The sequence below is a fragment of the Acinetobacter proteolyticus genome, assembly GCF_000367945.1.
GTDB classification, from domain to species: domain Bacteria; phylum Pseudomonadota; class Gammaproteobacteria; order Pseudomonadales; family Moraxellaceae; genus Acinetobacter; species Acinetobacter proteolyticus.
This window is the reverse complement of record NZ_KB849179.1, coordinates 2135041-2161508: the sequence shown is the minus strand read 5'-3', so window position 1 is coordinate 2161508 and position 26468 is coordinate 2135041. Positions and strand designations below refer to the sequence as shown.

19 protein-coding genes are annotated in these 26468 nt (G+C 39.3%); 15 read left to right on the top strand and 4 right to left on the bottom strand.

Going from position 1 to position 26468, the window contains the following annotated elements; genetic code table 11:
• Positions 1–74 precede the first annotated feature (74 nt).
• Both F993_RS07015 and F993_RS07020 read left to right on the top strand, forming a co-directional pair.
• Positions 75–611 carry a GNAT family N-acetyltransferase gene (locus F993_RS07015; RefSeq protein ID WP_004655388.1) on the top strand — a complete coding sequence of 179 codons (537 nt, stop codon included), beginning with the start codon at positions 75–77 and terminating at the stop codon, positions 609–611.
• A 186-nt stretch (positions 612–797) separates the two neighbouring features.
• The gene (locus F993_RS07020) at positions 798–1247 is read left to right on the top strand and encodes a hypothetical protein (RefSeq protein ID WP_004655386.1); all 450 of its coding nucleotides are present in this window, start codon (positions 798–800) and stop codon (positions 1245–1247) included.
• Positions 1248–1342: 95 nt separating this feature from the next.
• Here F993_RS07020 and F993_RS07025 read toward each other — a convergent pair whose 3' ends face one another.
• Positions 1343–2023 (bottom strand): hypothetical protein, encoded by a 681-nt coding sequence (locus F993_RS07025; RefSeq protein ID WP_004655384.1) that lies wholly within the window; start codon positions 2021–2023, stop codon positions 1343–1345.
• Positions 2024–2283: 260 nt separating this feature from the next.
• Between F993_RS07025 and apbC the strand changes: the two genes are divergently transcribed.
• Entirely contained in the window at positions 2284–3513 is a 1230-nt protein-coding gene (apbC, locus tag F993_RS07030) for an iron-sulfur cluster carrier protein ApbC (protein ID WP_004655380.1), read from the top strand.
• Positions 3514–3659: 146 nt separating this feature from the next.
• Complete coding sequence (locus F993_RS07035; RefSeq protein ID WP_004655379.1) at positions 3660–4538, top strand: 5'-methylthioadenosine/S-adenosylhomocysteine nucleosidase; 879 nt, start codon at positions 3660–3662, stop codon at positions 4536–4538.
• A gap of 24 nt (positions 4539–4562) precedes the next feature.
• Here the strand turns inward: F993_RS07035 and F993_RS07040 are convergent, their stop codons facing one another.
• Complete coding sequence (locus F993_RS07040) at positions 4563–5120, bottom strand: DUF2062 domain-containing protein (RefSeq protein ID WP_004655377.1); 558 nt, start codon at positions 5118–5120, stop codon at positions 4563–4565.
• A 316-nt stretch (positions 5121–5436) separates the two neighbouring features.
• Here F993_RS07040 and F993_RS07045 point away from each other — a divergent pair, with 316 nt between their 5' ends.
• The 10 genes from F993_RS07045 (at position 5437) to F993_RS07085 (ending at position 22940) form a co-directional block, all read left to right on the top strand.
• Positions 5437–6030, top strand: a complete 594-nt coding sequence (locus tag F993_RS07045) for a LysE family translocator (protein WP_004655374.1) — start codon at positions 5437–5439, stop codon at positions 6028–6030.
• Between the two features lie 106 nt (positions 6031–6136).
• Positions 6137–6706 carry a dCTP deaminase gene (gene dcd, locus F993_RS07050; protein WP_002120290.1) on the top strand — a complete coding sequence of 190 codons (570 nt, stop codon included), beginning with the start codon at positions 6137–6139 and terminating at the stop codon, positions 6704–6706.
• Between the two features lie 361 nt (positions 6707–7067).
• Positions 7068–10049 (top strand): two-partner secretion domain-containing protein, encoded by a 2982-nt coding sequence (locus F993_RS07055; protein ID WP_032812507.1) that lies wholly within the window; start codon positions 7068–7070, stop codon positions 10047–10049.
• Positions 10050–10135: 86 nt separating this feature from the next.
• Positions 10136–11839 carry a ShlB/FhaC/HecB family hemolysin secretion/activation protein gene (locus F993_RS07060; protein ID WP_004655370.1) on the top strand — a complete coding sequence of 568 codons (1704 nt, stop codon included), beginning with the start codon at positions 10136–10138 and terminating at the stop codon, positions 11837–11839.
• A gap of 419 nt (positions 11840–12258) precedes the next feature.
• On the top strand, positions 12259–14904 hold the full coding sequence (locus F993_RS0119765) for a hypothetical protein (protein WP_004655369.1): 2646 nt from the start codon (positions 12259–12261) through the stop codon (positions 14902–14904).
• A gap of 13 nt (positions 14905–14917) precedes the next feature.
• A complete protein-coding gene (locus F993_RS07065) occupies positions 14918–15682 on the top strand; it encodes a hypothetical protein (RefSeq protein ID WP_004655367.1) in 765 nt (254 codons plus the stop codon).
• Positions 15683–15703: 21 nt separating this feature from the next.
• Positions 15704–18166, top strand: coding sequence for a hypothetical protein (locus F993_RS07070; RefSeq protein WP_004655366.1), 2463 nt, complete (start codon positions 15704–15706; stop codon positions 18164–18166).
• 17 nt (positions 18167–18183) lie between these two features.
• Positions 18184–20145 carry a hypothetical protein gene (locus F993_RS07075; RefSeq protein ID WP_004655365.1) on the top strand — a complete coding sequence of 654 codons (1962 nt, stop codon included), beginning with the start codon at positions 18184–18186 and terminating at the stop codon, positions 20143–20145.
• Between the two features lie 188 nt (positions 20146–20333).
• Entirely contained in the window at positions 20334–21770 is a 1437-nt protein-coding gene (locus F993_RS07080; protein ID WP_004655364.1) for a hypothetical protein, read from the top strand.
• Between the two features lie 141 nt (positions 21771–21911).
• Entirely contained in the window at positions 21912–22940 is a 1029-nt protein-coding gene (locus F993_RS07085; RefSeq protein ID WP_004655363.1) for a DUF6160 family protein, read from the top strand.
• Positions 22941–23005: 65 nt separating this feature from the next.
• Here the strand turns inward: F993_RS07085 and F993_RS07090 are convergent, their stop codons facing one another.
• Together F993_RS07090 and F993_RS07095 are read right to left on the bottom strand one after the other, a co-directional pair.
• On the bottom strand, positions 23006–23935 hold the full coding sequence (locus tag F993_RS07090) for a tRNA dihydrouridine synthase (RefSeq protein WP_004655362.1): 930 nt from the start codon (positions 23933–23935) through the stop codon (positions 23006–23008).
• Between the two features lie 80 nt (positions 23936–24015).
• The gene (locus F993_RS07095) at positions 24016–24825 is read right to left on the bottom strand and encodes a cytochrome C assembly family protein (RefSeq protein WP_004655360.1); all 810 of its coding nucleotides are present in this window, start codon (positions 24823–24825) and stop codon (positions 24016–24018) included.
• Between the two features lie 147 nt (positions 24826–24972).
• On the opposite strand from F993_RS07095, the gene ffh reads away from it, so the two are divergent.
• Positions 24973–26382 (top strand): signal recognition particle protein, encoded by a 1410-nt coding sequence (gene ffh, locus F993_RS07100; protein WP_004655358.1) that lies wholly within the window; start codon positions 24973–24975, stop codon positions 26380–26382.
• The last annotated feature ends 86 nt before the right edge of the window (positions 26383–26468 follow it).

Below are 26468 nucleotides of genomic sequence, written 5' to 3'. Positions count from 1 at the left end.
ATATTGCGGAAGTATATCCGAACTATCTCCTTATATTGTTAATAGTTTTTAATACAAATTTATTGGATGTAAAAATGATCGAAACTGCACGATTACGCTTAAGACAATGGCAAGCAGAGGACTATGCATCCTTTGCCGCAATGGGTACTCATCCACAGGTGATGGAATATTTCCCTAAACTCCTGACTCGAGCAGAAAGCGATGCATTGATTGATCGAATGAAATCAATTATCGACGCAAAAGGTTGGGGTTTTTGGGCGGTTGAATTAAAACACAACCAGCAATTTATTGGTTTTACCGGTTTACATGATCAACCGACACAATTTTCATTTTCGCCGTGTGTGGAAATTGGATGGCGACTCGATCAAGCCTATTGGGGACAAGGTTATGCACCAGAAGCGGCTCAAGCTGCGCTCGCATTTGCTTTTGATCAATTGAAATTGGAGAAAGTGGTTGCCTTTACCACTTTGGGAAATGCCAAATCACAAGCCGTGATGCGAAAATTAAACATGCAAAAAGTGTCTGAGTTTCAGCATCCCGCTTTAGCCTCAGAGCATCCTTTAAGCTGGCATGTGCTGTATGAGATTCTACGATCTGATTTTGTTGAATAAATGGGAGGTTATTCATTTATATGATTTTTATATCTAAAAATTAAAAGCTTTATCAATCCGCAATCATTTGAATCTTCCTGTATTTCATTTGTTTCAATTTGCAGCAATGGACAAAAAGATCCTCCAAACACGGTATAACTAAGACTGGTCCAAACAATATGTTTTTACCTATAGTGAGGAAATACCATGACAAATGAAAAACTTGATGAATTAAAAGACCAAGCCGCAGAATTGGGTAATGACTTAAAATACAAAGCGAAAGAAGCTCAGCTACAAGGTGAAAAAGCAGTGGATGACTTAAAACATTCCGCAGAGGAATTAAAGTTAAAAGGTGAAAAAGCCTTTGATGATTTAAAGAAAGATGTCTCTGAGCAAAATGCAGAGGGTAAAGAAGCGGTTTCATCTAAAGTGGATGATCTTAAAGCCAAACTTGAAGATACCCAACATGCGGTTCAAGATAAATTTGATCACTTTAAAGAAGAAGCTAGCCATAAACTGGATGATGCCAAAGCCAAAGCCTCTGAGTTGAAAGATGAAGCTGCTGCAAAGTTTGATGATCTAAAAGCTCAAGCAAGTCATAAGCTGGATGATTTAAAGAAAGCAGCAACGGATACCATCAATAAATTCAAAGGTTAAGCTTGCTAACCTTGTGATCGACTGAAGATCTTCCTCAAACATAGGCAAACTATGTTTGAGGATTTTTATTTGGATATTTTTTAAATGGGTTTCGATCAGGCCGTACAAATAAATCGTACTGGCTGATTAATGGGCATATCAATGTAGTGTTGGCGTTCGAGATCGAAAATCTTATAAAAGGGCTGAGTACGTTTTTGATAAGGAAAAAGCTGATTCATTAATGCTGTTTCTAAGGGTGGCTGAGTTTCTTGGTGGTGTATTTTGCCTTCTTTATCGATGTAGAGTTTGACATTCAATCTGAATGATTCACCTTCTAATGGAACACTTTTTTGTAAAAGCAAACAGGCCATTTCAGTTAAGGACGACGGTGCGGAAACCCGTCGGATACGTTGTATAACAGCTTGATCTTGCATGGAAATAAAATAATAAACTTGCTCATAGTTTGAGAATAGGCGTTTATTATTGTGATCACGCTGTTCTGCCGAAGTCTCCTGAGTGGGTAAATCCTCTGGCTTTATCTGTTGTGCAAGCGCTAAAGCATGCCGATTAAGTCGCTCTGAGTTACTTGCTTTGAATAATTGAACCTTTAATCCGTTTTTTTCTGGACTGATTCTAATTGATATCTTAATTTCAGACGATGGAGTTTGCTCTTTTTGCTTATTTACCACGATTTCTGTTTGTGGTGGCAATTGATAAACAGCACGATTCATCGATTCTTGGGCGAGTAGCGGGAAGCAAGCAAATAAACTACATATCGCCAAATAATATCGTGTCATTGAACACCCTCCTAAGCATAAACATCATGTGGCTCAGCATATGATGAAAGCGTCATCCTATATTTTTATCGTCTATATGATCAGCTTAACAAGATATCCCGTTCCTGTGAAAAGTATCAGTTGCTGAAGATTGAAATTTAAAGCAGAAAAGTTGCTATAAAAAATGAGCAATTATCTGTTTTGATATGAGCGTCAATTCTTCAATACTGCTAAACTAACCAAACTCAGTGAAATGTTGATCTGTTTTTGGAGTAAACAAAATGTCGTGGCTTTCTTCCTTAAAATCTGTTTTTTCACCAGCACAAGAAGTGAAGGAAGACGAGATTCAAACAGTTCTACAAAATTATGTACTGCCACATTCTGACAATGCGTTAAAAGAACGCATTAGCCAAGTGAATGTACAAGGTCGAATTTTACAACTTACAGTGAATACCTTTCCTGAAGAAAAAGATCACTTACAGCAAATCCATGATGAGCTGGCTGAAGCTTTGGAAAAATGCGGTATCCAAGAATTAAACTTACATATTATCCAACAAAAACATGCGGCGCATGGTGAAGCAGGGCATAGTTGCTCATCGAAGCCAAAAGCAGAAAATAGCAATTTACCTCCTGTGATGGATGCATCACCTCAAGTAGAAGCCGATCCGAATAATCCTCCGATTCAAAAAGCTGCACCACAACAACGTGATGTGGCTGCGCATCCACGCATTCAAAATATGATTCTGGTTTCCTCAGGGAAGGGCGGCGTAGGTAAATCAACGACTACGGTGAATCTGGCACTTGCATTGCAACAACTTGGTCTAAAAGTTGGTGTGTTGGATGCCGATATTTACGGACCAAGTATCCCAACCATGTTGGGCAATGCGGGTAAAACCCCACAGATTGAAAATGAACACTTCGTACCTTTAGATGCTTATGGCATGGCGGTACTGTCGATTGGGCATTTAATTGGTGCGCACAATACGCCTGTGGCTTGGCGTGGTCCGAAAGCGACTGGTGCCTTGATGCAGTTGTTCAATCAGACTTTATGGCCTGATCTAGATGTGCTGGTGATTGATATGCCACCCGGTACAGGCGATATTCAGCTGACTTTGGCGCAACGTATTCCTGTGACAGGTGCAGTGATTGTCACTACGCCGCAAAATGTGGCGCTAATGGATGCCACCAAAGGGATTGAATTATTTAATAAAGTGAAGATTCCAGTACTTGGTGTGATTGAGAATATGTCGACGCATATCTGTTCAAATTGCGGTCATGAAGAGCAAATTTTTGGTACAGGTGGTGGTGATCAGCTATCTGAGCAATATCATATTCCTTTGCTCGGTCATTTACCCTTAGATGCAAAAATCCGAGAACATGCAGATCAAGGCACACCAAGTGTGATCGCAAAAGATGCAGCCGCAGACAGTTATCTCAATATTGCACAAGCCGTGTTGCAACAAATGGAGAAGTTACCCAAACGTCAGAAAGATGATAAGCGTATCTTCTAAAATGCTTAAAAACCCAGCATATCCTGCTGGGTTTTTACTGTTTGATTAAAATAAGTTTTTATTTTTACGCTTTAAAAATAAATTAAAAAAATAAAAAATGGTATGTTGCTTGCTTATCACTTGTTTTGATTTTTGAGTATAGATCAATGATGCAATTTAAAAGCCTGATGGGTATTGTCAGTGTTTGTGCAGCTTTAGTTTTAAGTGGCTGTAATGGAGATGGTTCTTCAGATCGTAATAACCAAGTACAGGAAAAGCCAAAATTACAACCGATTGTGATCCAAGGCGCATTGCCTGTTGAATCAGAGCGAATGGCATCAAAACTAGAAAATGTGAGTGTAGAAACCATTGGTGGCTGGAAATTCTGGAAAGGCACTTATAAAGGCTATCCAATGGTGGTGTCTAAAACCCGGATGGGCATGAGCAACTCGGCCGCAGCCACTGCCATTGCAATTCAGCATTATCAACCGATTGCGATTATCAATCAGGGTACCTCGGGTGGACATGATCCAGACCTAAAGGTGTTTGATATTGTATTAGGCAAATACACCACCAATATCGGTGCATTTAAAACCCCAAATAAGCCAATTGGCGGTGGTTCTAATTCACTGGAGTGGAATGAAGCATTTGATGTCTTACCAGAAGATGAGTCTGATCCAGAACCGATTGCGATTCGTAAATTCGAAGGGGATAAGGAATTACTGATCGCCGCTTATAAAGCCAAAGTGCATTACAGCAAAGGACAAGTGGTTGAAGGCACTATCGGTTCAGCAGATACCTGGAATAATGAACTCGATCGTATCAACTTTTTCCATACTAAATATGGAACCTCTGTAGAGGAAATGGAAGCCGCATCGGTGGCGCAGATCGCGCAACAGTTCAAAGTACCATTCCTTGGGGTGCGCATCTTATCGAATAATATTACCAATAATGGTGCCTATGACTCTGCAACAGGGGAAGCGTGTCAGGATTATGCACTTGAGGTTGCTGAACAATATATGAAGGCAAAAGCAGACGCTAAATAATGAATATGATCGAGAAGAAATCATTTAAATGGTTTCTTCTCTTTGTTGTTTTTCACGTTTGCGCCAACTGCGAATCACCACCCAACGCCATAACAGGTGAGTCGCTAGATAAAATAAAACGGCAAATAAAACGGCTTCAATCATTAAACCAGAAACCAAAATCTTGGCCAAACTAAAATCTATATGGCCATGCCCAAAGTTTTTAATCCAGTTTAAAATTTGATGTAACACTCCAAGCAACATCTCTTTATTAATCATATTGACGTGATAAATTTTTGTCCCAAACCAAAAACCTAAATACAGAATTGGCACCACGGTAAAAGGATTGGTGAGCCACGCCATACAGAGACCGATCGGTAAATTTACTTCAAAAAATAACACCGTCAAAATAATAAACAGACTATGGAATGGAACAGGCAAAATGCCCCAGAAGGTGCCAATAAACATGGCTTTTGCAATTGAGCGACGATTCACATACCAAAGCAACGGATTTAAGGCGCGATCACCAAAAATTTTCATCAGCTTAAGGCCAGCGACTTTCTCTGATGAAGGCAGCCACTTGTGAAAGAATTGCTTAGGCATAAATGCGAAAATAGACCCAATAGGACAGATAGATAGGAAATTGTATAGAAAATAACACGATTTACTTAGCGAAAACTTAAAATAGCGCTGAACATTATTGCACTAAAAACAAGACCAAGGCGAATAGCTTACATTTATTGTATTTTAAATAGGCGTCTTTTATGCTGTGACTGTTGAGTAGAGTTGACTTGAAATCTATAAAGTAAATATAAAACAGTTGCTTAAGTTGTATTTGGTCATAACTGTTTACAGTTAATTTTTTGCTATGGTTTAGGAATTGGATTAATCTGAAAATATCTTCTAGTGAGGTCATTCAATGATTTCATGGTTCTTTATTGGTTTAGTCATTACCATTCTGTTGACTCCTGGTCCCACCAATACCTTATTGGCATCTTCGGGTATTCAAGTTGGATTACGCAAATCTTTACTCTTGATTCCAGCAGAAGCGGTTGGCTATATCATCGCAATTAGTGCATGGGGCATGCTGATTGGTAAAGTCTCAGCAACTTTGCCTGCATTGCCGATTTTTCTGAAATTATTAAGTGCGGGTTATATCGTCTTTCTTGCGATTAAATTATGGCGCACTGCGAACCAAGAAGTGGCTTTAAATCAACCAACGATTCGACCTAGAGAGTTGTTATGTGCAACCTTGCTTAATCCGAAAGCATTGTTATTTGCTTCAGCAATTTTTCCTGTTGCAGCATGGAAAAGCCAAGAGATTTATATGGCACATATGAGTACTTTTGTCGGCTTGATTTTGCCCATTGCATTATTCTGGATTTCAGTCGGTGCAATGTTAGCAACCAATAAAGTTGCATGGTTATCTCAATCAAAATTACAGCGCACTGCATCTGTAGTACTTATGGCTTTTGCCATCCCAATTAGCTATTCAGCATTGATCAATTTATAACTTTGACAGCGTTATCCACATAACAGGATAGCGCTGTTGTTTTCATTGATACCATTTTACGTTAAAGTACTCGCCAATTATTAACTTCGTCTATGGATAAAAAGTCATGGCAATAAAATCTGATCGTTGGATTCGTGAAATGAGCGAAAAACACGGCATGATTGAACCTTATGCAGAGAATCAAGTTCGTTTTGATAAAAACGGAGAAAAGTTGATTTCTTATGGGGTATCGAGCTATGGCTACGATGTTCGTTGTGCGCGCGAATTTAAGGTGTTTACCAACGTTCATTCAGCGATTGTTGACCCAAAGAACTTCGATGATAAAAGCTTTATCGATATCGAATCTGATGTGTGTATCATTCCACCAAACTCATTTGCGTTAGCGCGTACGATTGAATACTTCCGTATCCCACGTAATGTGTTAACCGTTTGCTTGGGCAAATCGACTTATGCGCGTTGCGGGATCATTGTGAATGTAACGCCATTAGAGCCTGAGTGGGAAGGTCACGTTACTCTAGAGTTCTCAAATACCACCAATTTGCCAGCGCGTATTTATGCAGGTGAAGGAGTTGCGCAAATGTTGTTCTTTGAAAGCGATGAAGTATGTGAAACATCATATAAAGATCGTGGCGGTAAATACCAAGGTCAAACAGGTGTGACTTTACCGAAGACCTAATTATTAATCGTTTTAAATTTTTAACCATTGATCATCGGGTCAATGGTTAAAACCTTCTCATTAAAAGCTAAATATAATGCTTATCACATCATCATAAATCGTATCATTTTTAATGAATAATAATTCTTAAATTTTTAGTATTTCCTTATTTTTAATCAATTAGATTTATCCATCTAAATAAAATGTTCTACGTCTCGTTCTCTTTTAATTCAAGAGAAGTACTCACCTGTGATTTATGTTATTGCTTGATGATGTTTTAACCATTGGTCAGGAAAATATATAAATTAATCAAATAATAAAAAAGATATGCTAAAAATAAATCGCAATTTTTTTAAAATATTAAGAACAGATGGGGATAATTGTGAATAAGATCTATCAAGTGGTATGGAATGCGACACATCTTTGCTGGCAAGCCGTGAGTGAGAAGGCCAAAGGTGGCGTGGTTGCAACGCAATCAACAACAAAAATCAAATCTAAAACCGCAGTTGCTCATAAAGCAAAACTAGCAGCATTCTTTGCGGTGAATGTATTGAGTGCAAGTATTGTTTTTGCAGGACCAACTGGTGGGGTGGTGAGTTCAGGAACAGCGAGCATTTCAACTGCAGGAACAACGACAACCATTAACCAGTCCACCGCAAAAGCTGCAATTGACTGGAGCAGCTTTTCGACTAATAGCAATGAAATTGTGAATTTCGTGCAACCAAATAGCAGTTCGATTACTTTAAACCGCGTCACAGGTACCAGTGTATCCAACTTAAATGGTCAGTTAAATGCCAATGGACAAGTATTTATTATTAACCCGAATGGGGTGCTATTTGGCAGTACCTCACAGGTCAATACCGCGGGTTTGGTGGCATCAACCTTAAACCTGAGTAATGCTGATTTTAATAACAATCTATTTAATTTTAACAATCCTACCAATAACAAAACCGTTGAGAACCGCGGCAAAATCACTGTACCGACAGGTGGTACGGTTGCTTTAATTGCCCCGACCGTAAAACAGACAGGTACCATTAAAGCACCACAGGGCAATGTATTATTGGCTGCAGGTGGAGATATCACCCTGAATCTAAATAATGGTAGTTTGTTGGGGTATACCATTAACCAAGGTAAGGCACAGGCCTTGATTAACTCAGGCGGAATGATTCAAGCCGATGGCGGTAAAGTGATCCTTACCGCAAAAGGCATTGATGAATTAAGTAATGCAGTGGTGAATAGTGTTGGGGTGATCCAAGCGCAAACGGTAAATAATGTTCGTGGTGTGATTGAGCTCGGCAGTGATTTAAGCAGTGGTACCGTGAATGTCAGCGGTACCTTAGATGCATCAGCCCCAAATGGTGGTAATGGTGGGCAGATTAAAACTTCTGCGGCAGAGGTAAACATCAATTCTGGTACGAATATCACGACACAGCGAAATAGTACCAGCAGCTTACCGCCGACCACCAGTGGCTGGGAACTGAAAGCTAAAAATATCGATGTCGATTTTTTTGGTGGTAGTGTCAGCAGTACCACTTTGGGTGATGCTTTAAATAAAGGCAATGTCACTTTGAATGCGATGGGTACAGCAGAAGGTCAAGGCAATATTAATATCAATGACGCAACCAGTTGGAATGCCAATACTGCACTGACACTAACCGCAAACAAAGATATTAACTTTAATAGTGATTTGGACTTAAGTGGGGATAAAGCCAAACTTGCCATGAATTATGGTACAGGCTCGGATTACAACTTAAATAATGGCGCCAAAATTAATATCAGCGGTTCATCACCGACGTTGTTGATCAATGGAAGTTCCTATATTGTGATTAATGATCTAGGTGAAGAAGGTGATGCCAATATCAATACTTTGCAAGGGATGAATAATAACCTGACTGGGAATTATGCCTTGGGCAGTAATATTGATGCCTCTGATACGGTGAATTGGAATAATGGGAAAGGCTTTGATGCGATTGGACAATTACCAGTAAAAGTCGATGGCGGTATTCAACAAACACCTGAAGGTGGCATCCCTCCAGAAACTCCAATTTTCCAAGGAAACTTTCATGGTCTAGGGCATAAGATTGACGCTTTAACCATTAATCAACCACAACCCAATTGGGGCCCCATAAATGATCAAGTTGCGATTCCTCAGGGATTGTTTAGCATTACCTATGGCAGTGAGCTAAGAGATGTTGGTCTTACCAATGTGTCAATCAAAGGTCATGCTTATATGGGAGCACTCACTGGATTACATTTGGGAGGCAATATTAAAAATGCCTATAGTACAGGTCATGTTCATGGTTTGTATTATATTGGAGGCTTAATTGGTGGTGCGGTTGGGCAAAATATTAATAGCAATTTAGGTACAATTAGCCAAAGTTACTCAGAAGCAAATGTGAAAGGTATTTTAGGTGTTGGCGGATTAGCTGGTGGGAGTATGCTTCCTATTTATGATAGTTATGCTACAGGCAATATCTCTTTAGCCGATCTTACAATGTCATTAGAACAAGAGCAAAATCTCGATCCTAATTATACAGCTGGGCTAGGTGTTGGTGGGCTATTAGGTAGCGGACAGGGCGTCTATAATAGTCATGCTACAGGGAATATATTAACGGGTGCATATGTAAATGGAAATTGGCATCCAGAACTTGGTTTCGGTGGTGCAGGTGGTTTGATTGGACTACTAGGAGCTCAGGAAAATAGTTCGCATTATGTAGATCATAGCTATGCTACAGGCAATGTCAGTGGGTTGGGGGGGCTAGGAGGACTAGTCGGAATAATCGTTTATAGAGGTTCTGATCAAACACCACGTCTATATATCAATAACAGCTATGCCACAGGTGATGTGATTGCAAGTAATGCTATTACAAGTCAGTATGTTGGTGGTCTTGTTGGGGCAAATGCGCCATATAATATTATCAACAGCAGTTATGCGACTGGACGGACGAAAGGTCATACTAGTGTTGGTGGTCTTGTTGGTTATAATAATGGCGGAATTATAGCTAATTCATATTCAACAAGTATAACTGAAGGCGACACATCTGTCGGTGGGTTAATTGGCATCAATACTGGAACAGTTGAAAATAGTTATTCAAATGGAGCTGTAACTGGGGTAAATCATGTCGGAGGGCTCATTGGAGATGACCCTTATGCTGCTAATGGTATAGTTATTAATAGTTATTGGAATACCGAAACTTCTGGTCAATCAAGCAGCGCGGGTGGTACTGGAAAAACCACAGCAGAGCTGCAAAAAATTCTGACTTTTTCAGGGTGGGATATTGCCGATGCTTCTGACCCAAATTCAAGCTCGACTTGGGTGATTGATGAAGATAATGTGGCCCCATGGCTCCGTTATAATCATTAAGATTAAAAGAGATTATTAAGATATAAGACCAGAGGCTTAAGCCTCTGGTCTTAAATAATAAGATATTGATTAAATTTAGAGAAATAATGAAATTTTATTTATATAAACAAGCAGGGATGCGCAATAAAACACTCCTTCAAGTATTGGGAGGGATGAGCATTTTGGTTGCTGGTTCTTCTATTGTCCATGCTGAAGTTGTGATTCCTGATAGTGGTACCATTACGAAGCAATTAGGTCCTGAACAATTCAAACAAACACCTAAAGCAGACCAACAGTACTTTGGCGCTGATTTATCGCAGCAAAATTACAGTCAAGATCAAACCCCTATTTGGGTCACAAAAGTCCAGATAGAAGGGAATCAACAAATTGCTACAGCAGTTTTACATGATTTAGTCAAACCACTGGAAAATAAAAACAATGTACTGGCTGATTTACAGCTTGGCGCAGAAAAAATCACCCAATACTATAAAAAGCAGGGTTACTTTCTGGCGAAAGCCTATCTACCCAAACAAAAACTAGAAAATGGAATATTGGTGATCAGAGTACTCGAAGGACAACTGGGGCAAGTTCTTTTAAATAACCAGTCTAAAATTAAAGATACAACCATTAAGCGCTTTGCCGATCAAATTCCTCATCATCAGGCGTTACAACAACAGCAAAGTAATCAGACTTTGCTACTTATTTCAGACCTAGCAGGTGTGGGGCAAATTCAGGCAAACCTACAGGCTGGCGAAAAGATTGGGCAAACTGATCTTGTTTTGGATATTCTGGGACAGCCAACTTGGCTCGGACGAATTGGTATTGATAACGCTGGAAGTAGTTATACAGGCAAATATCGACTTTCAAGCTATATCGAAAGTAATAGTTTATTGGGATATGGAGAGAAGCTATCTGCTCAATTACTCGGAAGCAATCAAGACTTGGTTTCAGGTAGTTTAAATGCTCGGTTTCCTGTAACAGGAACGGGTCTATGGCTGGGCGGTGGTTATAGTAGAACTGAATATGAACTGGGTGAACAATTTAAGCAATTGGATGCGACAGGGACCTCTGAAAACTATAATGTAAATCTCACTTATCCATTGATCCGAAGTCAAAAGACGAATTTGAATTTGAAGCTGCTGGCTGAAAAAAGAAAGTTATTTGATGAAATTGCGGCCACGAATACAGAGGCATCTAAACAGATAGAGGCGAGTCGGATCTCATTCAATTTTAGCCGAATGGATGATTGGGGAATTGGAGATGCCAAAGGTGGTATCAATCAATTTGAGTTGATCACGACGATTGGCAATCTGAACATTCAAAGCCCATCAGCCTTAAATATAGATCGCTTATCTGCAAAGACGCAAGGGAGTTTCAATAAATATGAACTTAAGCTTTCCAGACAGCAAAGATTAACAGCATCTTCATGGTTGACCAGTGAGTTATATGGACAACTTGCATCTAAGAACCTCGACTCAGCCGAGAAATTTTCCTTGAACCCAATGCGTGCTTATCCAGCAGCAGAAGGACTTGGAGATCAAGGTTGGGGGACATCAATTAATTTTTATTATCAACTGACACCATGGCTAAGTACTTATTTATTCCAAGATGTTGGACGAATACAGCAAAATAAAAATTCATATCTGAGCGATAAAAATACTCGCGCTATAGCAAGTACAGGGATTGGCTTTGGTGGTGGCTATCAAGACTTTGATTATAATGCGACACTCGCATGGCGAAATACTTCAGCTGCGAAAAGCGACAAGGATCAGCAACCACGATTGCAGTTTGGTATTGGATGGCGGTTTTAGTTGCGAATTTAGCGTCTGATTTTATCTGAGAAGTGCCGAGCAGGGTTTTGCACAAAGTAGTGTTAATTCTAGCTTAACTAGACTTTAATCCAGTAATTACATTTTGCAACAATGATCTGAATTTGACAGATGCTGAAATTTTACTTTATGGAAAACTAATAAGCAGATAAAAATCATTAGTATAGAAAAATTAAAGAGCGTTCAACTTTTCTTTCACTCATCGGAAAATACACCATTTACCTAAATTATTTTGCTTTTGTGTAAATTATCAGCATAATGAAGAATGAGATTATGTAGGCATATTGTCTGCCCATGAGTGAAGCGTGAATACGATTTTCCTTATAGCTTGTAGGGATTCACTCAAAAGGATGTTAGAAAAAGAATGATGATGCGGAGCATCGGGTAATAGGAAGGTCAAGATGACTAGATTAACTTCTACGGTTTTGTTTCAAAGAACTGTTTTAGCAAGTTTTATTAGCTTGTGTGTAAGCCAATCTATTTTTGCACTACAAGAAATTTCCGATGATGCTTTAAGTGAAACTACAGGTGAAGGGATTGCTTTTTTACCTGAACAATTTTCTATGCGTATGAATGGTGCTGACACAGCAAATGGCGGCGCGGGTACATTCGATACAGGTTATATTCGTCTGATTCCTATTGGGCCTTTACAAGGAAATAAAAGAACTGGAACTGCGGGTAACTATACCTATACACCAAACTATACATATAATACAACGGATGGTGAGGTTTATGACGGTAATGGACAGGTTATTCAAAAAGCTGACATATTCCTATACGGCTTGAATTTATCACAATCAAATGCTGCTTGGGGTGCTCCTCGTGGTAATGCTCATACGGATGTCATGAGTTTTGGCCGCCCAATTGATAGTTGGGGAACGGCAAATAACCCATGGATTTTTAAAACTGAAACAAAGAATGTTCAGCAGTTTTCAGGGAATGGTGCTGCAGGTCAACCCGTCACTTTCTTTAATTTTGAAGCACCTTTATATAATCAATTAACTGCTACAAATAGTTATAATGATATCAACAATCTAAGTGCTGCAGAAAAGTCAGCCTATAACTTGCGGTTAAGTTTATGGGGAGATGCTTTTATGCGGGATGCAAATATCGCTGAAGGAAAAACAACAGCCAATGCTTATAGTGGTTTAAGTAACCAATTACGTTTTAATATGGTTTGGGATGGTTTCAGTGTAAACGGCTCAAATTTTAAAATGTTCCGAACATTGGGTGGAGTAACAAATCAATTAGGCTTAAGTAAATCTTATAATAATACACTTGGTATGGCTGCCTTGGTACGTTTGAATTCAGGGCCAACTGATAATGCTCGTGCTAATGTGGTAATGGGGACACCAACAAATACGTGGCAATCCTATGATGCTAGTAGCATTAAATATGTTAAAAATAAGTTCAGTGAAATAGAGCTTGCAAATTTAAGTAGTGGTCAAACTATTGTAAAAGATGGTATCAGTATAGACAAAAATAGTGTCATTATTGCAGATGGTTCTGGAAGTGCTCCATCTGGATCAGTATTATGGAATGGTAAAATTGCCTATAGTGGTTCGAGTTATGATTTAGCCAATCCTGCTAATCCGAACAGTGCGCATGTTATTAAATCATACGTACCTTTAGGGAATAGTCAGGGTAATAGTGTGATTGATGATGCAACACCAAGGACACGAATAGTTGATGGTAAGACAGTTTACCTAAATTATAATACCTTTTGGGTAGATGGTTCATATACAGGGCTTGCGGGTGCATTCGGTGACGCAATTGGTTATGGGCAGCGCTCAATTTGTGGTGCCGCAGGGGGTACACCAGGACAGTCAATTGCAGGCGGAAATGTTGGGCCAGGTACACAATGTTTTAATCAAGAAGGTTTTCGAATTATAAGCGCGGTATCAAGCAATACCAATACATGGACCTTACCGGATAGTGCGAAGAAAAGTATTCTACGGATTAATGCTGCCCCGATTGCTGCGATGGATACCCCTGCTTTGGGTGGAGCGAATCCTAACTTTGATGATGCGACTAAAGGTCTCTTTTTATATGGTTTGAATGCAAATTTAGTGATCGGATCTCTATATCAACCGCTCATCTTTGATGCGAAAGGTGGGAACTTTAGTATAGAAGTCACTCGTGTACCAAATGACCCTAATGTCTATAAGAACATTTATACGCGTTATGATTTTGATGCCAACACAAAAGAACTCGATGGTACGACGACGCTAGCTTATACAGGTTCAACCTGTAATATTTACCAATGTGGCGCATCTAGTGTTTCAGGTTACCAAGGTTCAGCAGCAACGCATAGTAGTATTACTATAGGCTCAACCGTGTATGATCCGAATAAAAACTTACTTTCTGCTTATAAAGGGGTTGAAGCTTATGGTATTTCATTTGGTGCTCTGGATGCGAATCCAAATTATGGACAACCCTTAACGAGTACTGGGCAGCGTGATTATGTACAGACCTTTAACACTACGCGAACCATTCAAAATAATGTTCAAAAAGATGTTTATTGTACTGGTACCTTTATTGTTTGTTTGGGATGGGCTTGGCAGGATGTAACATGGACTGCAGGTTGGATGCCACAATACTTTACGAATAGAACAGTAGATGGCGTATCATATAGCATTACGTGTCCTGGTAGTGGAAGTGGGGCATGTACTTTTACCCCCAATACGCCAGCGGCGGGTAGTGGCATAGTTAAAGTTTCTCAAAGTGGGAATAATGATAACAATAAAGCTTATTTTCAAGATACTAATTATTTAACAAGAAATTCATGGGTTAATCCTTGGACCAAAACAGACGGTACTACTCGAACTCAAAATACAAATTATCAAATTTTGGGTCAGAAAACTGGATGTTTGAATAATTGTGGCGTAAATGATTTTAATGCAAATGGAACTCTTAAAAACTCGATTCCAACGACCTTTCCAACAGATTTAACCTCAGCTAAAACACTCTCAAATAATATGGGCTCAGCTGTGATTGATGGCCTATTAATACAGCATTTGAAACTAACGACCACTGGTTTAAATTAAGGAGCAAATAGAAATGAAAGGATTCCGCCCATTATTTGCACTTTATTTAAGTTTGATTGCAACATCTGGTTTTGCTGAGTTAAATGATCTTTCTGATCTGGAGTTACAAAGTACGGTTGGTCAAGCAGGTGCTGATTTAAGTTTAGCCCTAAGTCTGAATCAGGGACCTGTTATGGGAACCGTGAATAACAGCATATTGGCAATGTATGACCCTGCGCGGACTCCTCAGTTTGATACTTCACTGTGTTTGAAAGATGCTTTAGAGTACTGTCGTCTCGCAATTGCATTGAATAATCGGTCTGTTGACACGAGTGGTAATCCATTGGGAACCAATGTTGGGAAAAAACAATGGATAACATTTAAAGGAATTCAGGGGACTGTTAATATTCCGAAGTTGGGCATAGATGGTGTAGATGTAACTTATACTAAAGTAGGTGGTGGAACTGTGAATAAGCCAGCACTTCAGTTTAGTTTTGATCCAAAGGTACCTATTCAGGTTCGGAATCTTGGTTTTCAGTCCCTTGCGATCGAAACGGATACCGATTTGAATTCAGATGCGACACCAACCCCTGCAGCCTCAAATACATTAACCCGAGGATATTTAAAGAAGGTTCAATATGGAGATGCAAGCGGAGCATTTGATGCGAATAATCCAAACTATAGTGAAAAGGTTGGTCGAGAGCAGGGCTTTTTAGGGGTAAATATGAATGCCAATTTATCTCTGACAGGTTCAATTAAAATGTTCAGTTGTGCTGGTGGTACCCACGCACGTTGTTAAAATAAAAAAGGAAGTGTAAAGATGAAAAGGAAAACGACATATACGCACCATTTTGTTTTAACAGCATTGGCAAGTAGTATTCTATTGACTCAGAGTGTATATGCTTTACAAGAGTTACAAGACAGTGATTTAAGTTTGGTGAATGCTCAGGATGGTTTGTATTTGCAGACAGAATATGGACAAATGGATTTTGATCAACTGTATTGGCAAGATAAAGCTGGTACGCCTACTGGAGAGAAAGATTTAAGAGGGACTGCTAACGGAGTGCAAGTCCGTAAGAATCCTGCATATATGAATAATAACTATAAATTGGGAACGAACTATAAAATTCAATCAGGAACAACAGTTGTTAACGGAAATTCAACAGCAGGGTTAGATCTTGAAATTGAAAGTCTACCATCAACAATTTCGGTAAAAAACTTTCAAATTTGTAATCAAACAGCTGGTAGCTGTGATGATCCAATTGGGAATCTTGCGATACAAACAGGCTCACCTCAATATATCCATTTTAAGACTCAAAATGGTTTATTTGACCCGAATTCGCAATCAGATTTACGCTTAAGTTTACAGAATATTAATATTTATACTGGGTTGGAAAGCACGACCGCTAATTATTTTAACCAATTAATTTTGAAAAATTTTAATTTCAATTTTTCGGGTAAAGGGGTCATGTACGTTGATCCTGCAAAAGGCTTAATGCTGCAAACCAATAAGGCATCCGCATCATCAGGTGCAGGGAAAGCCCAACAGCCGAATGATACTTATGGTTATATCGACTTCAAACGTGTTCCAATTCCGAATCTAAGCGTAGCTGATAGTGTCAATGCCACCTATAAAGATACTGATCCAAGTTCACCAACTTATGGCGTAGCAACAAGTTCGGGGCTGAATATTGAGTTAATGACCAAGAAAGATGCTTATGTTGATCCGAATAATCCAGTTTATGCGCTATCTGCTGGGGTTAGTGGGACAAATGCAGCGAAGGGACTCATTCGTGTTGGTGCAAGTGGGCGGATGGTCAATAGTTCGCTTCAAATTCGCGGTGTAAATGCAAACGCTCAAGACCAAACAAAAAATATTTTAGGTTATGCGACGAGTGCTAATAATGCTGATGCAAGTATTTCTACTGGAGCAAATGGAACGGTGATGGGCTCTACAGGTATTGGCTTCCGTTTGCGTGGTGAGTTTACGCGTGATGGGGATGGAATGCTTGGAACAACAGCAGCAAATAATCTAGGAGAGTCTACCAAGTTAGAGATTGGTGGTGCAGGAACAAATACTTTTGGATTTGAGTTTAGTGAAATTAGTCCTCTAGTTTCAAACTCGAATGAGCGAGCTTATTTTGATAGTGGTAATATTTACATCAATTTGGCAAATACAAGACATCTGCTATTGCCAGTTAATACTGTCCTGAATAGTGCTCGCTTGGGCGGTTCAAGTGGTACTTTAACAACTGTGGCTGATTACAATCAACAAATATATAGTGGCACAACAACTCCAAACAGTGTTGCAATCGCAATACGTGGCGGTGATTTCCAAGCAGTCTCTAAAAGAGGACGATTTACCTCAAGCGCTGGTGTTGCAAATGGAAATAAAATTGATGCAGTTGCTGGAACAACAAATACATGGGGGCTAGGACTGCCTTATTATAATTTGAATAGTAATATTGCTGTATATTCAACTAAATATTCAGGCAGTGTGTTTAATTTAGATAATGCAACTAATTTGGTGAGTTCTACTCCTGTAAACAATGTGGATCGTTTAGGCTTGGCGCTTGGTTTAAGTGTGCAGGGCCGTAGTGCTGATGGTACAAAAACAACGTCTATTATGGTCGTCGATGCGAGTCGAGATTATTATATTGGTTTACGTAATATTGATATGTTATTACGTGGTTATGGCAGCATGGGCTTTGAAAATGGCAATGTAAATGTCGACTTGAAAGACTTGTTGATGGTCATGGCAGCAGAAATCGCAGGCGGTTACTTGCCAAGCTATAATACTGCGGGTGTGCCAAGCTCAGGTGTGAAAAATCCATTTAATCTACCCGATGATGTTCTATTTGGTTTAAAGCTTAAGATGTTGGGTGATATGAATTTTAGTTTGATTCCAAATAACGAAATCACTGCAAATAATGGGGCTCGTTTATCCATTATTGGACGTTATCTATTAAAAGATGGTGCAATCCAACTGAGTGATCCTGTTGATGAGTCCATGATAGGTTTAGACAATATTTCTGGACTTATCCAGTTTAATAATGCCATCGTGATTAATAAGGATAATGTTGGATTTAATTATGGCTTTACTATAAATCCTGAGCGTAGTGCGGCCAATGTACTACGAGTAAGAGATATTAATTTATATCCAAAACTGACTGATGCAACAAATACAGGGCAGCGTTTAGGTGAAATGGTAATGACAGGTGGCCGTATCAATGCGAATATGGGGCTTACGCCTCGTAATGGTAACTTCACTCGCTTGCCATAAAAATAAGGACAGTAGCAATGAAAAAATATGGAATATTAAGCACGCTAACACTCAGTATTTTGGCTGCGCAGAGTTTTGCTGCATCAAGCTTACATCGTTTAGATGATGAACAAATGCGACAAGCGACAGGTCAGGCATTGCTTTATATGGGGACAACTACTGGAACATCAATTGATCCTGATTATACAAATAAATATGGAAGTATGAGTTTCTATAAGATGGGCTTACAGGCTGATTTGGAAGCGAACCTAAATATTAAAAAGCTACAGTTAGGCTGTGGTGGTGTGAATGGTGCAAATGGTTGTGATATCGATATTGAAAATCTAGCTCTTACAGGTGTACCGACCTCGGTAAAAAGTGACGGTACACCGCAATGGAACTATAGTGGCACAACAGATGGATCAGGTACTCTAGTCAACGAGCGTGCATCAAGTGATGCAATATTGCGTAATCCATTTGTTGAGTTTGCAATAAAGAATCCTGCAAGTGCGGCTTTACGAGAGGTGGCTGGGGTGCGCCTTAGTGCTGAAGGGATTAAAGGGTATATGACAGCAGGGACATATAATGATTCAGCAACGTCTACAAATAACCAAGGAGGAATTAATACCTTTAGTGGCTATTTGATTACAGATGTTGTTGATGCGAGTGCTAAGACTGCTGCAGCAAAGTTCGGTCTAAGTGAAGATCAAAAGATATTTGTACCAGTATATGCAAGTTTGGACTGGTCATTTATTGCAAAACTGCAAGCCAGACGAACTGCCTATACCGATGTAAGTGCAATGAGTACAACCAAACCTAGTGATAAAGGGGTGGATGCTTCCACACTGGCTTCTGACAGTTGGGGAATTAACATTGCCTCATTGGCTGTTAATTTTAAATTCCCTCAAACAGTTGTGACAGGCAGTCGTATGTCTCAACTTAACCTCAAAGTAGATAATGTACCAATTAATCCAATTGTTGTCTCAGCAAAAGATGGTCCAATTTACGTTGCAATGGATCAATCTATTGTAACTGGTGGATTAGCGAGTGTTATTGGTTTAAATGAAGTAAAAAATGCAACCTTCTTTATGGGGTTAAGCGGTACCTATTCTTGGACGGTTGTAGATCCTAATAATACCACGGCATATAATGCATTAAGTACAGCGCAAAAAAATGATAACTTGACGCTTGCAAAAGATTTGTACAATACCAATTCTACGATTAAAGCTGCGGCAGATGTAAGAATCAGTCAAGGGATGGGGGCTGACTTAGCAAAACAAGTTGCATCGACGAACTACATGGGATGTATGAAAAGTGGAGCAATGGCAACTGGGTCTTGTACTACAATTGATAATCTGACTGCGAATGTTGCTGTTAGTCAGGATTTCAAGCGCATGCATAACTTACCAGTTGCAAAGGCATTAAAAGATGCAAATGGTAATATTACGGGATATGATTTTAACAAAGGATTTTATTTAGCATTGCAAAATCAAAAATTACGTTGGCCTGGTAGTAATAGTGACGATATAGCTCAACCAGGATGGTGGATGTCATTCTCTGAGCCTTTAAACTTTGGTAAGTTAGAGGTTCAAAAGGAAATTCCAATGAATGATGTATTACCTCAAGTCGCAAGTTTCATCACAAACTATTTCTCGATACAAGATGTAAATGCGCAAAACCAACCTCTATATGCAGTCAAAAATGGCAGTGGTACGATTACAAAACCCGCATCAGATGGTTCTGGGGATAATGTAACAATGGATTATAATTCCGTGACCACAAATCCTAATGCTTCGGGTGTTGTGGGCGCAGTTCCAAAGAATCAAGTTATTTTAGGAAACTCAGGTGCTCAAAAAGCAGCTCAAGGTCTTCCATTGTATGTACCTTTAGGTAGTATTGATATTAAAGGTGTACCTGCCGTAATGCAGCTTTCAGATTTACCGCTTTCTAATTATCAAGCAGTGGTTCCAAACTGTTATGGCGGATTGAAATTTTGTTAATTAAATCTTTAATTAAGCGACTTTAGTCGCTTAATTTTTTAACCGAAATATTTTTAGTTGCTATCAAAAATTGGAAAATCTTAAATATTTTTAATAGAAAATTTAATTTTTTATTTACAAAAAATTAAATTAACACTAAATATGATAGATAAATGCAATAAAAATTCAGTGATGTAAGGATATATTCAGTGAACAAACAAGTAACCTCTCAGGTAATGATCGCTTCATTAATGTTGGTATTGAGTGGTTGTGGTGGGGGTGGTGGGAATTCGTCAACGCCAACGCCGACACCAACACCAACACCAACACCGACACCGACTCCAACACCGACTCCGACACCGACACCGACACCAACACCGACTCCAACGCCAATACCAACACCTACACAGAATGCGCCGTGTCAGGTAACTTTTGATCAATGGAAGCAACTTACAATAAACGATGGGATTGAGCTGACGAATAGTAAAGTAAATTGTAATGGTTTTATGTCAGCTACGTTGATAAATACGAATTCTCAAACAACAACTTATTTATGGGGGGCGAACTTAGCGGAACCAACGATTCTTGCTCAAATGAGCCAAGGTAAATTGAGCTATAAAGTATTTTTTCCGCCTAAATCAAATACAATAACTTGTTTACCATCAAAAGAAATAATTGATAGGTTGAACTTTGATCAAACTCTTGGAGATATTGAAAAAGCATCTAATTGTAAAGGAGTTTATCAATATAGTGTAGAAAGTAGCAGTACTAATGGGGCAGTATCATCCTATTTATGGAAAGATGATACTGGTAAAGAGAGTTTGACAATTACCTTTGATAAAAATAATAAATTTCTAGAAAAGTCACTTGTTAAAGCTCCTGTACAGGTTGATACCTGTACACCGTTAAGAAGTAAATGGGATGGGGTTGTGATAGATGAATCTTATGAAGATGCTAAAACGAAAATGGGATGTGAGGGTGTATTGACACAAACACAGGATTATAATGGCGTGCCTGCTGTTTTAAGAGAGTGGGGGAAAGAAGATAATAGTATTGTAGACCATGCAATTTTATCCTTGTTTAATAATAAAGTGATATCCAAGCGTTTTATTTTTAAAGATGCTAAATCTACGTGTATGCCGAGTTTAGATAAGTGGCAAGCATTACAATTTGATATTACTTATGACCAAGCGCAATCAGCTACGCAATGTGGCGGTGTTTTACAAATGCTGTTTAATCAAAGTAAAGAAGAAGATAAATTACAGTCGTTGTATGGTTGGCAAAACTTTTTATCGAAAGATGCTAAAGAGGGAGAGGAATTACCACTGGGAGGTATCGCACATCAATTATTTTTTGTGGGTGGTAAGTTGAAAACAAAGAGTTATACAAACAATACACAACCATTTTCAAGTTGTGTCCCGACTAAACTCGGCTTTGAAAAAATCACTCTTAGAGAAGATTGGAATATTGATAAAAATCAAAATGCAATGGGTTGTCCAGCATTACTAACGTCAAGTTCTGAAAGTTCTAGTGATAGCCAGAAACAATATTCATGGGGTGAAACAGCTGCTCAATATGCATATGTTACACTTGATACTACTGGTAAAATTATAGAGAAATATATTAGCTTTACTCCTGCTAAATAAGTGATTACCCACAATCATTTACTTTTGATTGATTGTGGGAATCCAAAATCTATAAGTAGGTTATCGGTTTTATCTTGTGAATTTAAAAAATTGTGCTAGTCTTTTGAGTATATTTTAAACATTTGTCTATGGATTAGGGCAATGGTAAGAAACAAAAAAATAGGATGCTTATCACTGTTATTGTTAAGCCCATTGACGATGGCAATGCAACCTTTAGATGATCAAAGTCTTGCGACCATGACAGGTCAAGATGGTTTGAATATTGGTCTACAAGTCCAAAAAATTGATTTTAAGCAAATTGCGATTATTGATACGGACGGTTTTGCAAAAAAAGGCGAAACGGCATTACCAAAAGCTGCCTTAGTAATGGCTGCAAGACCTGATGCAACATCAACACCTATAGGCATTGATTTTGTGCAAACATTTAATGCAGATGGATCAATACAAGGCAGTACCTCTCAGTTATTAAAAGCTGTTATAGATACAGATAAAGGTACGGGAAGTGGCGGAGCATTTGCAAACATCGCAGTCACTTTGGGAAATGGTGTCAATGGTATGCGAATACGGCCATTTTCAGTTTATTTGGTGCCTGATAATGTTGATGCTATTTCATCATTGGTTGGATCAAATTATGCTCAAAAATCTATTTTTAGTTCTGGCACAACTCTAAAATCTAATATTAAAGAGTTGTTGCGGACTGGTAATATTGATATTGAGTTTATTGCAAATAATAAACCTAATATGAATATCCAACTTGGTGCTGCACCTCAAGGGCATATGGTTATGTTTGGTGGGGCACTTAAATCAATTTGTGGTCCAACCACAGCAAATCCTGATGGATGTAATTTTAATCTAGTTTCAGGTACAACGGGGGCTAAATTCGATTTACAGATGACAGGAAAAGACTCTAATGGCTTTTCTCTAAATGGTTTTTATGCGGGTGTTTATAATGAAGCAACGGATGGAACAACTACAACCTCTGGTGGTCTAGTTTTTGGTAATATAGGTACATCCGATAAATTCAACTTATCTTTAAATAATATTAAATTAGGTGAGATGGGGAATACTGATCCGAATGCTTTTAATAATTTACCAAATGGTTCGATGGGAAACTTTGGTATCAAAGGTGCATCAATTACAGACTTTAAAATGAAAGTCAGTGGAATGTAACAACTAAATTCATTTTTCCAAAGCGGCTTTTGCCGCTTTTTTATTGCATAAGGATAATTCTAAATTTAGCTTTGTTTTAAAAATTGAATAATCTCATCTAATTGCTTGATTTTTTTCACTTGGTCCCACAAGACTTGTGCTTCAGGATAAGCTTTGGTCATCATGCCTAGCCACTGCTTATAGCGTCCTACCATGCCGATTTCGGTCTTATATTGACCGCTTAAGAATCGCAGCTGTAATTCCACCAGATCATGCCAAGACAACAATGCCTGATCCATATCTTGACGTACACACAAGGTTAAATCAGGGGTCGTTACAGCACCACGTCCGATCATGATATCTTGGCAATGCGATTGAGCTAAGCAGGCTTTTGCATCGGCATTGTTCCAGATCTCGCCATTGGCAATCACATTGATATTTAAGGCTTCTGTAATGGGTTGAATTTTTTCCCAATAGGCCGGTGGGGTATAACCATCGGCTTTAGTCCGTGCATGTACAGTAAGCCAGCTCGCGCCTGCATCTTCAATGGCATGGGCATTATCTAAGGTATGATTTTCATCTAGATAACCTAAACGCATTTTGGCTGAAACGGGAATATGCGCAGGTACAGCATCACGTACCGCTTTGACCAGCAGATGTACTGTTTCAGGCTCATCTAATAAAACAGAACCACCGCGATGACGATTCACTGTTTTGGCTGGACAACCGAAATTTAGATCAATGGCTGGTGCGCCCAGTTCTACGACTTTGGCGGCATTGGCAGCGAGCATATCGGGGTTGTTGCCAAGAAACTGTACATGTACAGGTGTACCTGCTGCAGTTTTACCACCATTTTTTAGTTCTGGACAAAAGCTATCGTAGATATGATCTGGCAGGATGCTATCGGTAATACGGATAAACTCAGTCACGCACCAATCAAAACTGCCAACATGAGTGAGCACATCACGCATGATTGGATCAGTCAGACCTTCCATTGGGGCGAGTACAAGTTTCACGATTTACTACCTAGTGAAGCGAAAACAGCGTTATACGCATTTTCAGATAGGCTGTCTAGTTTTTATTAAAATGTAAAAAACTAGCGCCCTAAAATCATTTCTAATACAAATTTACTGCCCATAAAACCAATAGCGAGCAGGATAAAACCAGTAATGGTAAAGCGAATGGCTTTGCGGCCACGCCAACCAAATTTGTAATGGCCGATGAGTAAGGCGCCATATAAGAACCACGAAATGATACTAAAAGCTGTTTTATGTGCCAGATGCTGTGCAAAGAAGTTATCAATGGTAAAGAAACCAAATAACAAGGCTGCTGTCAGTAGGCCAAAACCTGTGATAATCAAGTCAAATAACAGGGATTCCATCACTTGGAAGGGCGGTAGCAAGTTTACCCAGATGCGTCGTTTTTGTTTCTTTTTCAGTTCTCGATCTTGAAACCATAATAGTACCGCATGAATGGTGGCCATCAGCAGTACGGCATAAGCAGATAGAGAGAGAATGATATGTAAATCTAAGCCAAAGCTATGCTGTTCAATTATTTGGTTGGGTTGGCTAAAGGCAAAACCTAGGATTAAACCAAAAGCGGCGACAGGTGTACCGATCAGGTTGAGTGGCAGAATCGGGCGAATCAGGCTCAAAATCAAACTCAGCGCCAACATCAGCCCTGAAGTAAATGACATCAGGTTAAAGACATCATAATTCACCCCAATCGGTGTCATCATGTCTTGGTAGAGCACAGTACTATGCAGTACTAACCCTAGTCCAACCATAAGACCATAACACCAAAGATTTGGACTACGTTTTGACATCAATCGAATAAATAAATACCAAAATGAACTGGTATAGGCGATGAGTGCCAAAATGGTGTAAACCAAGGGGAGACTGATCATGTCAAACCTTTTTTAGGAGGATGAATAATATTCACCATATAAGATATAAATTCGCTTCGAACTACAGTATCCTATAGCATCTTATGCATAAATTTTCTATTTTAAGAAAGATTTTTTTGCAACTAGCCATTTTAAGCGGATTTCGCAATGTTTGATACCTTAACAGAACGACTCACACAGAGTTTAAGAAATGTTACTGGCTCAGGGCAGCTGACCGAAGACAATATTAAAGATACCCTACGTGAAGTACGTATGGCACTTCTTGAAGCCGATGTGGCGTTACCTGTAACTCGTGAATTTATCGCGAAGGTTAAGGAAGAAGCGCTCGGTCAAGAAGTCATGACTCAGCTTTCTCCTGGTCAGGCATTTGTAAAGATTGTCTATGATGAACTCACCAAGATGATGGGTGAGGCCAATGAAACACTGGATTTAAGTGCAAAACCACCTGTTGTTGTCCTGCTTGCAGGTTTGCAAGGTGCGGGTAAAACCACAACGGCTGCAAAATTAGCGCGCTTCCTAAAAGAGCGCCAAAAGAAAAAAGTCATGACCGTTTCTGCCGACGTGTATCGTCCAGCAGCGATCAAGCAGTTAGAAACCGTATCCAATGAAGTTGGTGTGGGTTTTATTGCTTCAGAAGCAACTGAAAAGCCAATTGATATTGTGAATCGTGCGATTGAGCAAGCGAAAATCCAATTCGCGGATGTCTTGATTGTCGATACTGCGGGCCGTCTGCATGTCGATGAAGACATGATGGACGAGATCAAAGAATTACATGCTGCGGTCAAACCAACCGAGACCCTATTCGTTGTCGATGCGATGACCGGTCAGGATGCTGCCAATACAGCGAAGGCTTTTAATGATGCTTTGGCTTTAACTGGTGTGATCCTCACTAAAACCGATGGTGATGCGCGTGGTGGTGCGGCACTTTCTGTTCGTGCCATCACAGGCAAGCCAATCAAGTTCTTGGGGATTGGTGAAAAGCTAGATGCATTAGAACCATTCCATCCAGATCGTGTTGCACAACGTATCTTGGGTATGGGTGATGTCCTTTCTTTGGTCGAAGAAGTTGAACGTAAAATCGACAAAGAAAAAGCCGAAAAAATGGCGAAAAAATTGCAGAAAGGCGGAACCTTCAACTTTGAAGATATGCTGATGCAGTTTGAGCAAATGAGCAAAATGGGCGGCATGATGGGCTTCTTGGATAAGTTGCCTGGTATGAGTAATGCAGGCATTCAGGATGCAATTGAAAAAGCCAACCCTGAAAAGCAAGTTAAGCGTATGGAAGCCATCATTCAGTCGATGACGATCAAAGAGCGTCGTAATCCTGATTTGATGAATCCAAGCCGTAAAAAACGTATCGCAGCAGGTTGTGGGATGGATGTGGCTGAGGTCAATAAGTTGATCAAGCAACAGGCGCAAATGGCGAAGATGATGAAGAAATTCGCGAATCCATCGGGTATGAGCAAAATGCTGAAATCACTAGGTAATATGCAAAAGCAATTTGGTGGTGGCGGAAATATGGGACCTTTATTTGGCAGTAATGACCAGAAAAAGTAAGTTCTATACTTCCTAAAAAGGCGCTTGATGCGCCTTTTTTAATGCGAGAGTGTTGTATGAATTTAATACAAAACATCAACATTCAA